The sequence below is a fragment of the Microbacterium wangyouchuni genome (assembly GCF_054072595.1).
In genome coordinates this window covers 284,742-297,802 of sequence record NZ_JBSVRM010000001.1, presented here as the reverse complement: position 1 = coordinate 297,802, position 13,061 = coordinate 284,742, and the positions used below count along the sequence as shown (strand labels likewise).

The 13,061-nt window shown below is 65.2% G+C and carries 12 protein-coding genes; 1 reads left to right on the top strand and 11 read right to left on the bottom strand.

The genetic code is table 11. The features are described 5' to 3' along the window. Nucleotides 1-38: 38 nt before the first annotated feature. From ACW5CM_RS01470 to ACW5CM_RS01460, 3 genes are all read right to left on the bottom strand, one after another. Nucleotides 39-1,670, bottom strand: coding sequence for a fucose isomerase (locus ACW5CM_RS01470; protein ID WP_457123915.1), 1,632 nt, complete (start codon nt 1,668-1,670; stop codon nt 39-41). A 25-nt stretch (nt 1,671-1,695) separates the two neighbouring features. Then, entirely contained in the window at nt 1,696-3,207 is a 1,512-nt protein-coding gene (locus ACW5CM_RS01465) for an FGGY-family carbohydrate kinase (protein WP_457123914.1), read from the bottom strand. A 263-nt stretch (nt 3,208-3,470) separates the two neighbouring features. Then, nucleotides 3,471-4,451 (bottom strand): LacI family DNA-binding transcriptional regulator, encoded by a 981-nt coding sequence (locus ACW5CM_RS01460; protein ID WP_438253925.1) that lies wholly within the window; start codon nt 4,449-4,451, stop codon nt 3,471-3,473. Nucleotides 4,452-4,590: 139 nt separating this feature from the next. Here ACW5CM_RS01460 and ACW5CM_RS01455 point away from each other — a divergent pair, with 139 nt between their 5' ends. Then, complete coding sequence (locus ACW5CM_RS01455; protein WP_457123913.1) at nt 4,591-5,616, top strand: lactonase family protein; 1,026 nt, start codon at nt 4,591-4,593, stop codon at nt 5,614-5,616. Nucleotides 5,617-5,685: 69 nt separating this feature from the next. Here the strand turns inward: ACW5CM_RS01455 and ACW5CM_RS01450 are convergent, their stop codons facing one another. The 8 genes from ACW5CM_RS01450 to ACW5CM_RS01415 form a co-directional block, all read right to left on the bottom strand. After that, entirely contained in the window at nt 5,686-6,555 is an 870-nt protein-coding gene (locus tag ACW5CM_RS01450) for a dihydrodipicolinate synthase family protein (RefSeq protein ID WP_457123912.1), read from the bottom strand. Beyond that, a complete protein-coding gene (locus tag ACW5CM_RS01445) occupies nt 6,552-8,201 on the bottom strand; it encodes a tripartite tricarboxylate transporter permease (protein WP_457123911.1) in 1,650 nt (549 codons plus the stop codon). The genes ACW5CM_RS01450 and ACW5CM_RS01445 overlap by 4 nt, the downstream gene beginning before the upstream one ends. Beyond that, nucleotides 8,198-8,725 (bottom strand): tripartite tricarboxylate transporter TctB family protein, encoded by a 528-nt coding sequence (locus tag ACW5CM_RS01440; RefSeq protein ID WP_457123910.1) that lies wholly within the window; start codon nt 8,723-8,725, stop codon nt 8,198-8,200. Before ACW5CM_RS01440 ends, ACW5CM_RS01445 begins: the two co-directional genes overlap by 4 nt. Before the next feature lie 65 nt (nt 8,726-8,790). After that, nucleotides 8,791-9,759 carry a tripartite tricarboxylate transporter substrate binding protein gene (locus ACW5CM_RS01435; RefSeq protein WP_457123909.1) on the bottom strand — a complete coding sequence of 323 codons (969 nt, stop codon included), beginning with the start codon at nt 9,757-9,759 and terminating at the stop codon, nt 8,791-8,793. A 171-nt stretch (nt 9,760-9,930) separates the two neighbouring features. Next, nucleotides 9,931-10,749, bottom strand: coding sequence for an HpcH/HpaI aldolase family protein (locus ACW5CM_RS01430; protein WP_457123908.1), 819 nt, complete (start codon nt 10,747-10,749; stop codon nt 9,931-9,933). Continuing rightward, complete coding sequence (locus tag ACW5CM_RS01425; RefSeq protein WP_457123907.1) at nt 10,713-11,402, bottom strand: GntR family transcriptional regulator; 690 nt, start codon at nt 11,400-11,402, stop codon at nt 10,713-10,715. The genes ACW5CM_RS01430 and ACW5CM_RS01425 overlap by 37 nt, the downstream gene beginning before the upstream one ends. Nucleotides 11,403-11,606: 204 nt before the next feature. Next, the gene (locus tag ACW5CM_RS01420; RefSeq protein WP_439255235.1) at nt 11,607-12,035 is read right to left on the bottom strand and encodes a heat shock protein transcriptional repressor HspR; all 429 of its coding nucleotides are present in this window, start codon (nt 12,033-12,035) and stop codon (nt 11,607-11,609) included. Between the two features lie 30 nt (nt 12,036-12,065). Further along, entirely contained in the window at nt 12,066-13,061 is a 996-nt protein-coding gene (locus tag ACW5CM_RS01415) for a DnaJ C-terminal domain-containing protein (RefSeq protein ID WP_457123906.1), read from the bottom strand.

The following is a 13,061-nucleotide window of genomic DNA, read 5'->3' as shown; positions in this document are numbered from 1 at the left end:
GAAAGCAATTCTCGCGCGGGAGTCCTCCCAGCAGCCGGTCAGATCTTGACGTCGCCGATCAGGTTGACCTTGATGCCCATGCCGTCGAACATCGCTGCCTTCGCGATCAGGGCACGGTCAGCGGTGTCAGCATCCGGTGCATAGACGAGCTGCGCGTGGTTTGCCTTGTGGCGGGCCATGAACTGGTCGCGCGAGACGCCGTGCAGCACGACGTTCGCGAGCGGCCATTCCTCGTTCGTCGCGGCCTTGCGGCGCTGAGTCTCCTCTTCCGGCAATTCGACGACGGATGCACGGAAGATGTCCGCCTGCAGAATGCCGTCAGCGATGAACACGCGTGACAGCACGATCTCGCCGGGCTTGGAGACGCCGTTGAGCGTGGCACCGCCGGCGGGGAAGAAGACATGGCCCTGGCGCCAGCCCTCGGCCTTGTCCCAGCCGCCGAGGTGCGATGCCGGCACGGAACCGGAGATCTCGTACGCCCAGACGAACTCGCCGTTGTAGTCCTCGCCCCAGCGCACGTCGTGCAGCGTGTTGTCGGGCACGAGACCCATCGCGCGCCAGACACGGTCGGTGACCAGAGCGTCGACCGCGACACCCTCATCCGCCTCGTTGAAGTGCGGGAACGCGCGACCCTCGTGCAGCACACGCTTGCCATCACGCGAGGTGACCGGCGGGCGCTCAGTGGAGTTCAGGATGCCCTCGGCAAGGTCGGATGCCGGAACGAGGTCCTTCAACCCCTGCTGGTACTGGATGCCGACAGCATCCAATCCGAAGTCATCGGAGATGCGCAGAGCAGCGATGTACATCTTCATCTGCCACTGCACCTGCTCGCGGGTGAGCTCGGTGGCACCATCCTCACCGAAGTGGAACGTCATCCCCCGTTCGACGAGCCAGTCGAAGGCGGCATCCGCCTCTTCCTCAGCGACGTTGAGCATCTCGGCGTACAGGGCCGACTGCGACAGGCGCTCCTTGTAGATGCCGGTGTGGTTGAGCATCTCGTCATCGAAGATGGCGTTGTACATGCCCATGCAGCCCTCGTCGAAGACGCCGATGATGGCCTTCTCGTCGCGCAGCTGCGCGGCAAGCGCCTGGCCGAGCTCCTTCTCCGGGCTGTCCGGCAGCGCGGGAAGAGCGCGGACGTGCGAGTAGTCGTGCGTGATCGTTCCGGTCTCGGTCCACTCCCTGAGGGTGGCCGTGAACCAGTCGTCGGTGAAGTCGACTGACCAGGTCGACGAGTACGGCTTGTCCATCTTCGTCAGGCCCGCGTTCAGGCCGAGCAGGCCGACGAGTCCGGGCCAGTCGCCGGCAAAGTTCGCGACGGTGAGGATCGGACCCTCGTGGGTGCGGAGGCCCGCGAGCACGTGGTGCGAGTACTGCCAGTTGGCGATGGCGACGATCAGCGGGGCATCCGCCGGGATGTTCTTGAAGACCTCAAGGCCCATGCGCTGGCTGGAGATGAAACCGTGGCCGGTGGCGGGGTCGACATCGAAGGCGCGGATGACGTTCCAGCCGAGCTCGTTGAAGACGCCGGTGACGCCGGCTTCGAGCGCAACCTGGGTCGGCCAGCCACCGACGTTGGCGGCCTCGCGCAGATCGCCAGAGGTGATCAGGTACGCGGTCTTCGGGACGGATGCCGGACGCGTAGCCGGCGCGGGAAGGGTGTAGCTCATGCTGCTCTCCATTGGTGGTGGCGGTTCAGGCGTCGCGTTGGTCGACGGCCAGTTCGTGGATGACGTCCTTCGAGCCCTCGTACAGCCGCACATAACGGTCGAACAGGGTGTCGTAGAAGTCGCGAAGGTCGGGATTCGGTGTGATTGTCTGCGTGACCGGGTTCCAGTCGGTGATGACCGGTTTGTCCGCGTGGTTTTCGCCGGCGATGGCGGATGCTGCCAGGAACGCCGCCCCGTAGCTTGCGCCGATCGTGGTGGCGGGGACCTCTTGCACCAGCCCGGTGACGTCGGAGACGACCTGCAGCCAGAGTTGGCCCTGCGTTCCTCCGCCGACGGCGACGATTCGGCGGATATCCGCACCGGCCGCGCGCATGGTCTCGACGTTGTGGCGAACTCCCAGGGCTGTCGCCTCGAGAGCTGCGCGGTACAGGTCGCCACGGTTGTGCTGCAGTGTGAGGCCTGCGATGATGCCGCGGGCATCCGGATCTTGAATCGGCGTGCGCTCACCCGCAAAGTACGGCAACATGAGCAGGCCGTTGGCGCCGGGACCGGATGCCTCCGCCTCGGCAAGCAGCTCCGGGTAGTCGGAACCCGTGAGGTCCTTCAGCCAGGCGGTCAGGGCGCCCGACGTCGACATGCCGCCGGCGAGATTACGGGTGCCCGGGAAGGCCCCGGCGGTCGTCCACATCGAGGGGGTACGCAGCGTCTGCTCGCCGGTCGCCACGAGGAACATCGTCGTGCCGTACATCAGCATGAGGTCGCCGACCCCGTGTGCGCCGACGCTGACCGCTTCTGTCCACGCGTCGATGGTGCCCGTGATGACGGGAGTGCCGGCCGGGATGCCGGTTGCTTCAGCCGCTTCGCTGGCGACAGTGCCGGCGATCTCACCCGCCCAGGTGAGCTGAGGCGGCTCGATCGTACTGGCGTACTGCTGCCACCACGGCTCGTACCAGGTCTCGTTCTCGATGTCGTAGAGCGGTGAGGTCTGGCTCGCGGACTGGTGATCGAGCACATAGGCGCCGGTGAGTTTTCGAGCGAGGAACGATGCCGGCATGAACAGGCGAGCCGCCCTGGCGAAGGCATCCGGTTCCTCGTCGGCGACCCAGGCGATCTTCGCTCCGCCCGCCTGGGAGGTGAGCGTCGAGCCGCCGATGCGGGTGATCTCGTCGATGCCAAGTTCCTCGGTCATGCGCGTGATCTGGGCGCCGGAGCGCGTGTCGACGCCGTACAGGATCGCGGGGCGCACCGGCTCATCGGCCTCATCGGTGAGCAGCACGCAGGGCCCCATTCCGCTGACTCCGACCGCGGTGATCTCGACGGCTTCCGGACTCTGGGCCTGCCGAAGGGTCGTGATCAGTTCACCGGCAATGCCGACGAACTCGTCCCACCAGATGTGCGCGTCCATCTCGACCCAACCGGTGTGTGGACGACTCACATCGTGTGCGCGGGTGACCGTTGCAAGGATCGCGCCGTCTTCGGCTGCGAGCACGCCCTTGGTGCTGGACGTGCCGACGTCGACGCCGAGCGTGCAGCGCATGGGTCCTCCTTGATCGCGGTGCTTGATCGCGTGTTCGATCGTGTGCTTGATCGCGCGTTTGATCGTGTGTGCTTGATCGCGCGTGTGGCGAGTCTACCTGAAATCGATTTCAGCTCGCAATGGTTTCGCTGCCCCTTGCTCCGGTCGCATTTGATGTCGCTATTCCGCATTCAGAGCAGCACCAAATGCGACCGGAGCAGTTGGGATGCGGGGGCCGGGTGCGGTGTGCGATACGGGTGCGGGCGGGGTGCCGGCGCGCCGGGCTAGCGCGTCGCGCTGGCGGCCTGGAGTTCATTGCGCAGCACAACGGTGCGCGCGGGCTGCGTGTCGCCGGAGATCCGCTCCAGCAGCATCCGGGCGGCAGTCACGCCCATGTGCCGCGCGGGGAGGCGCACCACCGTGACCGCGGTTGGCGAGAGCGTGGTGAACGGCAGCGATCCGATGACAGCGACGCCGACTTTCGGCGGTGTGAGTCCGTGCTCGGTGAGCACCTGAATCGCGCCGACTCCGATGAGGTTGTTGCCCGCGACGACGGCATCGGGCGGTTCGGGAAGCGCGAGCAGTTCTTCCATCGCAGCCCGTCCACCATCGACGCGGAAGGTTGCGAACCGCATGAGGTCATCGTCAGCCCGGCGCCCCGCCTTGGTCCGGGCATCGCGCCATCCGTCGGCGCGCTCTGCGGCGGTATCGATCTCTTGCGGGCCGCCGATGTAGGCGATGCGTTCGTAACCCGCATCGATGAGGTCCTGCGTGGCGCTTGCTCCTGCTGCCCGGTTGGCCATCACGACACTGTCGATCTCGTACCCGGTGTCGCGGTCGACGGCGACAACAGGTCGCCCGGTGGCCAAAATCGTGTCGAGGCTTGATTCATCGGATGCTGTCGCGATGATCACTCCCGACATGTGTTCTGCGATCGCGATGCCGAGGTAGGTCGCTTCCTTCTCGAGCACCGAGTCGGAGTTGCAGAGCACGACGGAGTATCCCGCCTCGGAGGCGACATCTTCGACTCCGCGCGCCATCTCGGTGAAGTACGGGTTCTCGATGTCCGGAATTACCAAGCCGATCACTTCGGAGCTCTGTCGGCGCAGGGAACGCGCTGTGCGATTCGGCGTGAACTTCAGCTGCTTCGCGGCGGCACGCACCGCCTCGACCTTCTGGGCCGAGACGCTCGTGCCGTTGAACACGCGCGACACCGTCGCCGGCGAGACCTGCGCGAGCTTCGCGACGTCGTAGATCGTGGACACGAGCACCTCCCAAGGTGTTCCCTCACTCTTCGTGTGTGAACAGTATCGCCTGGCAACGCGCGCTGAGCGTCATTCTTGAAACCGATTGCTGCCCCGTCATTCTGCACCCGCTGAGGCCGACGCGCCCTACGATCAAGGTATGACCGACTCCGCGCTCGTCCTGGTCGCCAATGCGGGCGACAACTCCATCAGCACCTTCCAGCTCGCTGACGAACGACTCGAACGCCTGGCCGTCACCGAGGGGATCATCGGATGCTCGACCTTCGCGGTCGACGCTGCCCGCGACCTCGTCTATGCCGGGGTGAAAGGTGAACCCGCTGGCATCCTGACGCTGTCCCTCGACCGTGCGAGCGGACAGCTCACACCGCAGTCGCGGCTCGACCTCCCCAACGGAGGCATGAACTACCTTGCGCTCACGCGCAACGGCACCGGCCTGCTCGGCGCGTCTTACGGCGGTGGCTACGGCATCAGCTGCTCGATCGCGGATGGCGTCGTGGGCGATCCGGTATCGAAGGTGGAGTTCCCGAATCTGCATTCGGTGCTGCCGAGCGCAGACGGCCGCTTCGCGTACTTCGTGTCGCTGGGCGCAGATGTCGTCGCGCAGTACGCGGTGGCCGACGATGCCCGGCTTGCACCTCTCACGCCGGAGACGGTGGCGGCTCCGGACGGCAGCGGACCGCGGCATCTCGTGCTGAACGACGCGCAAGATGCCGTGTACGTGCTCACCGAATTCTCCGGCGAGGTGCTCCACTTCACGCGTGACATCGAGACCGGCCGACTCGAGCTTCACGGCGCGAGCACCGCCTACGACACGACGAAGGAGCTCGGGCACAGCGTGTTCGGCGCCGACCCGGTGGCGAACCACTACATCTGGGGCGCCGACATCCACTTTGCCGGCGACAGCCACCTGTGGGCGACGGAGCGCACGGAAAGCACGCTGGGCGCGGTGACGGTGTCCGACGATGGATCCGTTTCAGCTCCGGAGCGCTTCACTGTGACCGAGCCCCAGCCGCGCGGATTCGCTGGCAGCCCCGATGGCAGGTATCTCGTGGCCACCGGCGAGCAATCCACCACCGTCTCGCTCTACGCCGTCCACGGCGATGACCTCGAACTTCTCCAGCAGGCTGAGACCGGCCGCGGCGCGAACTGGGTCCGGTTCGTCTGATTCCAGAACGCACAAACCGTCCTTCCCGTGGCTGGGGAAGGACGGTTTTCGGGTTCTCGACGTGATGCGTCAGCGATACAACTCAACAACCCGGCGCACATCGGTGCGCTCGGCGTCCGTCGGCTCGGCGATGGCCATACGGCAGTGCGTGTCGGTCACGCCGAGCACGCGGTAGCCCTCCTTCATACGAGCCATGTCGCCGCCGATGAGCGAGACAACATCGTCGACGGAGTTCTGGGCCTCGGCGATCGCCGAAGCATCGCCGGAGCGTCCGGCGTCCGCCAGCGCACGGAACGGCTTCGGAGTTACCGACGAAACGCCGGACACCACACCTTGCGCCCCCACCGCGACGGCAGCGATCAGGTCGCGATCGGCTCCGGTGTACAGGTCGAAGTCAGCGGGAACGGCCGCGCGGTAGGCAGCAATCTCATCCAGTGACAGCTCGCTGATCTTCGCACCGACCACATTCGGCAGCGCCGAAAGTCGTACCAGCAGCTCGGGCGAGACGGGGTTTCCGCTGCGCGCCGGGTAAATGTAGACGTACAGACGACCGTCGCCGACAGCATCCGAAACTGCCTGGTAATAGTCGAAGATCGAGTCGTCGGTCGAACGCAGGTAGTAGGGGGTGAGGGCCGCGAACTCCGTCGCACCGAGCTCCCGGGCAACGCGCGTGAGGCGCACTGCCTCGAACGCGCTGGGCTGGCCGACGTGCACGACCACGCGCATCTTGTCTGCGAGCTCTTCGAGCGCCGCCTCGACCAGCGAGCTGAACTCCGCGGCATCTACTGCAGGGAACTCCCCCGTGGTGCCGAGGATGAACGCGCCCTCGTTGCCGGACTTCCCGACGAACTCGAAGATGGCCCGCGAGCCGTCGAGGTCAAGAGTCCCATCGCGGTGAAACGCAGTGGGGACGGCGGTCAGGATGTCATAGCGGGTCACTTCTTGTTCTCCTTAGACTTTCGGCGCAAGCCGCGCCGCGTGGATGAATCGGGGGTGCGCACCGTCGACGTGAGCAGGTCGGGATCAGCGGCAAGTTCGTCATGTGCCTTCGCGATCTGCGTCAGGCTCTCGGTGTCCAGAACCGAGTCGGCGAACGAAGCACGCTCGGCACGCGGCTTGCGCGCGGCCCGGATGGCGGGCATCACGATCGAGAGCACGGCGAGCGCCAGCAACACGATCGCGATCGGACTGACCACCTCGAAGAACGGCTTCGTCGGAAGGATCGCAAGCGTGCGGGCAAGGTTCTCCTCGGCGAGCGGACCGAGCAGCAGGCCCAGCACCACGGGCCCGGCGGGCACCTGCATCCGCTTGAGCAGCACGCCGACGACACCGAACACGAGCATCGTGACGACCGTGGCGAGGCTGTTCGAGGTGGCGTAGGTGCCGATGATGCAGAAGATCAGGATGCCACTCCACAGGTATGGCTGCGGCACATCGAGGAGCTTCACCATGCCCTTCATACGCACGAGGCTCAGCCCCAGCGAGAGCAGGGTGGCGATCAGCATGATGCCGACGATCGAGACAACCAGATCCGGTCGCTCGGTGAAAAGCGACGGGCCGGGTGTGATCCCCCAGATGATCATCGAGCCGATCATCACCGCCATCACCGAGTCGCCAGGGATTCCCAGCGCCATCGTGGTCGTGAGCGATCCGCCGAGCGTCGCGCTGGAAGCCGTGTCGGATGCCGCGACACCCTCGATCGATCCCTTGCCGAACTCCTCTGGATGCTTCGACACTTTGCGCGCACGGTCCCAACCGATGAGTCCGGCGATGTCTCCGCCTGCTGCCGGGATGAGACCGACGCCGAGGCCGACTGTTCCGGCGACCGCAGTGGCGCGACCGCTCTGTTTGAACTCCGCTTTGTTCGGCCACCAGCGACCCAGGCTCGAGATCGGACGCACATTGTTCTTGCGATAGGTGAGCAGCTGATCAAACAGCTCAGCGATGCCGAACAGGCCGATGATGACCGCGATGAAGTTCAGGCCTTCGACGAGATCCAGCGAGCCGAACGTGAAGCGTTTGTCCGCGGTAGCGGCATATGTGCCTACCGTGCCGAGCATGAGACCGAACAGCCCGGCGAGGATGCCCTTGAGCATCGACTTCGACGAGATACCGATCATGATCGCGATGCCGAAGATCACAAGGGCGAACAGCTCAGGTGATTTGAAGTAGTCACGAGCGAAGCTCGCGATCGGCACGGCCGCGACGGCGAACAGCACGAGCGAGGCGAGGATACCGACTGCCGACACCAGTGCGGACATCGTCAGCGCGAGGCCTGCCCTGCCCTGTTTGGCCATCGGGTAGCCATCGAGTGTCGTCGCGATTGATGCCGGTGTCCCCGGCGTATTGATGAGAATCGACGGGACCCGGTCTCCGAAGTTCGCGGCGACATAGATCGTGAGCAGAACGGCCAGGCCCTGCACCGGCTCGAGCGTCATCGTGAAGCCTGCAGCGAGCGCGACCGCCATCGTGGCCGTGATTCCGGGGAAGGCGCCAACCATGAAGCCGAGCAGCAGGCCCACGAGCATGTAGAGCAGGATCGAGATGTCGAGGAGCGAGTCGAGCCCCTCCAGGAACGGGGTCATAGCGGGATCCTCAAGAGCATTCCGAACACGACGTAGATGAACGCGGTGAGAGAAGCGGTGTAGATGATGAGGCTCAGCCAGCGCCGGTGCCCGTAGACGAGCATCAGCGCGGCCATGAGCAGTGAGGCAGCGATCGGGAACACTTCGATGCGGTAGCCGAACACGATGATCGAGCCGAGTGACCACAGCGCCACGAAGACGGTCGAGATCACCAGCGTCAAGATCACGCGGGTCACGCCACCGGGCTGAATGCGTTCGACGTCGTCACGGCCCGGAGCCGGTCGAGTGATCGCGAAAACCAGAATGACAATGGCGATGACGACGCCCGTCACGCCGAGCAGCATGGGCCAGAAGCGGGCGTCGATCTGCCCGGCCGCCACTTCACGACGCAGGTGGATCTGCGTCGACAAGGCGAGATACCCGGCGGTGAAGGCGACCGCGGCGACGGCGAACGCAATCTCAAGCGCCCGCGATGGCCGCGCGCTTTGATACTCGTCGCTGTCTGCGACTTCAGAAGATGACATGTGCTTCCTTCGACGAGGACGGGGGACGGAGGCCGGGAATTTTCTCCCGGCCTCCGTCAATGGTGTCAACCCAGCAGGTCCTGGAACAGAGTGAACTGGTCGTCGACGAACTCGGTGAACTCGGCCGAGTCACGGTAGACGACGAGGTTTCCGGCGTCTTCCTGGAACTTCGTGTAGGCGTCGGACTCGACAGCTTCCTTGATCGCTGCCTCGAGCGTGGCGTGCACGTCTTCCGGGAGACCGGCGGGCGCGTAGATTCCACCCCAGCCACCGAAGACGAGATCGGCGCCGATGGCCTCCTCTGCAGTCTCGACGTCAGGCGCGTCGGGGTGGCGCTCATCGTTCAGCACGGCGAGGATGCGGACGGCATCTCCCTGTGAAAGCGCTTCGCCAAGCCCGGAGACTGCTGCATCCGCTTCTCCGGATGCCGCTGCAGCGACTGCGGGCGCGCCGCCATCGTACGGAACAGGGGTGACCTGGCCGCCGGTCTCGGTGCCGAAGGCGATGCTGGCGGCTTCCCAGATCGAGCCGGCGCCGGAGTTGGCGATGGTAATGGGAGTGGCCTTCGCCTTGGCGACGAGGTCTTCCAGTGTCTGCACATCGCTGGCGGCGGAGACGGTGATGACGCCCGGCGCGAGCATGATCTGCCCGAGCAGGTCGTAGTTCTCCGGAAGGACGTTCGCGTCCTGCGTGGTGTTGAGCATCGCAATCTCGACGGGACCGAAGCCGATGACATAGCCGTCGGGATCCTGCTCCGCGACGTACTCCATCGCAAGCGCGCCGGCAGCGCCAGGCATGTTCTCCGGGATCACGCTGACGTCGAGAATACCCTCGAGCTGGGTGGCGAGCGCGCGGGACGACAGGTCAGAGCCACCCCCGGGGTTGGCCTGGATAATCAGGCGGATGTCCTTCTCGGGGAAGGACGATGCGGCGTCGCCTCCCTCGTCGACCTTCGTACATCCGGACATAACCAGTGCTGCTGATGTGAAGACCGCGGCGGCTGCCAGCACGCGGTTCATGCGCTTGATAGGCATCTTTGCTCCTCTTTGAGTGCGAGTTGTCGTGAGTGCAGATAGGACTGACGGGGCCGAGCGTAGCAGTGTTCACTGTTGACAGTCAACAGTGAACGGAGACGTCGCCGCACGCTGGAGACGCACACGCGGATGCGGATGCGAAGACGGATGCGGATGCGGATGCGGGGGGACTCAGCCCCGGTGGAGATCTGCGGCGGCCGCCGCCGCTGCTTGCCCCAGCAACGCGACATCGTTCGCCGCGATGACGAAGTCGACCCCGCGCTCACGCCAGTAGCGGGCCGCGTCGGCGCCGCTGCAGTCCAGACCCACTGCGGTCCCTGCAGCATGACTGCGCTCGATGATGTGCTCGATCATCGCGTGCATCTGCGGAGACTCCGCATATGTCTGTCGGCCGAGTCCGGCACTAAGCGAGAGATCGTTCTGCCCGATATACACGGCGTCGACATCCGGCACTGCGGCGATCGCATCGATGTCGGCGTACGCCGCGGCGGTCTCAATCATGACAATGCAGGCTGCCGTGCGGTCGCCTTCTTCGTGATCGGGGAAGCTCTCGTGCACTCCCTGCCACAGCGGACCCCAGCTACGCGTGCCACGCGGCGCATAGTGACACGCGCTGGCGGCAGCTTCGGCCTCGGCCGCGCTGTTGACCATTGGCACAATCACTCCATCGGCACCGAGGTCGAGTGACCGCATGATCAGGTCGGGGGTGTTCCAGGGGACGCGCACAATCGCTGGCGCTCCCCCCTGCCGCACTGCCTCGACCAGGGCATCCGCAGAGCTCATCGTCGAATAGCTGTGCTGAAGATCGATCGTGATGAAGTCGAACCCTGCACGCGCCATCACTTGGGCAGTAACGGCGTCATCGAGGAACACCCAGGCACCACTCATCGGGCTTCGTTCGCTGAGCCGCTCTCGGAATCTGCGGACGCTTGGCCCGGTGACATCGAGAACGGTCACGCCGGCGACCTCCGCGCGGCAGAGGTCCGCCATGCCTCGAGCATGCGCTCGCGTGAACCGTCGAGGTGATCTTCCAACTCGGCCAGCACGGCGGCGCTGTCGCCGGCCTCGATCAGATCAATCAGCAGCGCATGGCGCGCAGTCGTGACGTGCAGGTCATCGTCCACGAGCACGGTTACGCGAAGCAGCGCCATGGTGATCGGTTCGTACTGGCGCCACACGGCGGCAAGCCTGCGGTGCCCGGAGAGATCGCACAGCATGCTGTGGAAGATGACATCGACCCGGGCGAACTCGTCCGAATCGCGATCATCCGCGGCCCTGCCCATCGCCTCGACAACGGCACGCATGGCGTCCAGATCGGGAGTCTTCTCCAACGCCATGGTCATCGACGTCGCTAAGGACTCCAGCGCCCCGCGCAGAGAATAAAGCTCGCGAATGTCACGCTCATCGAGGCTCTGGACGAGATAACCCTGACCCTGTTTGGCGATCAGGCCCTCCGACTCGAGGATACGGAAACCATCACGCACCGGGCCACGGCTGACGTTCAGGGAGTCAGCGAACTCCGTTTCGACCAGACGCTCGCCAGCGCCCAGGTCTCCTCGGACGATCGCGTCACGAATATGATTAGCGACCTGGGTGCCGAGCGCTTCACGGACGACCTTCACCGGTTGAAGTCTGGTGGCCATGCTGCTCCCGCCCCGTCGACATGAATGTCTACAGTTAACATTGTCGCGATCAGGCTACCGCACTATGCCCTGCGTATGGGAAAAGGCACGTCGCCCGCGTCCTCGCGCGCTCCGACAAGCGCAAATGGCTGCATCTCAGAGGAGAATGCAGCCATTTGCGCTTGTTGAACAGGAAACGGGTGGCGCGCCGACGCCCCCGCAGCCTCAGCTCTCGGTGCGCCCGCCGGGGCGCCACAGCACCACATCGGTGGACCGGCGGATGCGGCGACCGCTGAGAACCGGAATGACACCGCCGGCCCCCGCAGCGAAGACTCGCACACCCGGACGGTTCTCGCGTTCCGCCCGCAGCGACGTCTCGAGCTCGACGACTCGGCTGCGCAGCATCCGCACCTCATCCTCGAGATCGAGCAGGCGTGCGATCGCCGGAAGGCTCATGCCCTCGGCACTGAGGCGCGCAACCTCACGCAGCTGCTGGATGTTGCGTGCAGAATAACGACGCGAGCCGCCACGGGTGCGCCCGGGAATGACCAGTCCGATGCGGTCGTACTGGCGCAACGTCTGCGGATGCATCGCGGCGAGTTCGGCTGCGACGGCGATCGCGAAGATCGGGGCGTCTTCATCCTCGACCATCATGATCACCTCCGCAGTTCGAACTCGTCATCATCAGGCCTGGGCCTTTGCCATCATCTCCGCGCGCGGGTTCTCTTTCGGCTCCGCCGCTTGGAAGGCGAGCAGCGCTTCCTTGGCTGCGTCGTCGAGGTGGGTCGGGACGGCGACCTGCAGCTCGGCGAGCAGGTCACCGGTGCCTTTCGAGGTCTTGACTCCGCGTCCCTTGACACGCAACACACGACCGGACGGCGTGCCCGGTGCCACCCGGAGCTTGACGATGTCGCCGCCCAGAGTAGGCACCTCGATCGTCGCCCCAAGCGTCGCCTCGGTGAAGGTCACCGGGACAGTCACTCGCAGGTTTAGGCCGTCACGCGTGAAGACCGGATGCGAGCGCACCTTGATCGTCACGACGATGTCACCGGTTTCCCCGCCGTCCGGCGAGGGTCGACCCCGACCGCGCAGACGAATCTTCTGTCCGTCAGCGACACCGGCAGGGATCTTCACCTTGAACGGCTTGCCGTCCTCGCCCTGCAGCGAGATGGTCTCACCCTGCACAGCGGTGGCGAAGTCGAGCGTCGTGCGCGCCGTGACATCGGAACCCTTCTGAGGCCCCCCGAAGCCGCGGAACCCGCCACTGGTCTGGCCGAAGCGTCCGTTTCCGAACGATCCGCCCTGCGGCTGACCCTGATTGAACATCGCGAAGATGTCCTCAAAGTCAGCGTTGCTCTGACCGCGGCCGCCCTGGCCGAATCGGCTGAACACGTCCTCGAAGCCGCCGCCGGCGCCCGCGCCGCCTGAAGTGAAACGGGCGCCCGAGCCCATCGCCCGGATCTCGTCGTACTCCTTGCGCTGCTCCGCGTCGGAGAGCACCGAGTACGCCTCGCTGACCTCCTTGAACTTCGCCTCGGCTTTGGCATCACCCTGATTGGAGTCCGGGTGATGCTTGCGCGCGAGCTTGCGATACGTCTTCTTCAGTTCCGCATCGCTGACGTCTTTGGCGACGCCGAGCGTCTTATAGAAGTCCTTATCGAACCAATCCTGGCTGGCCAT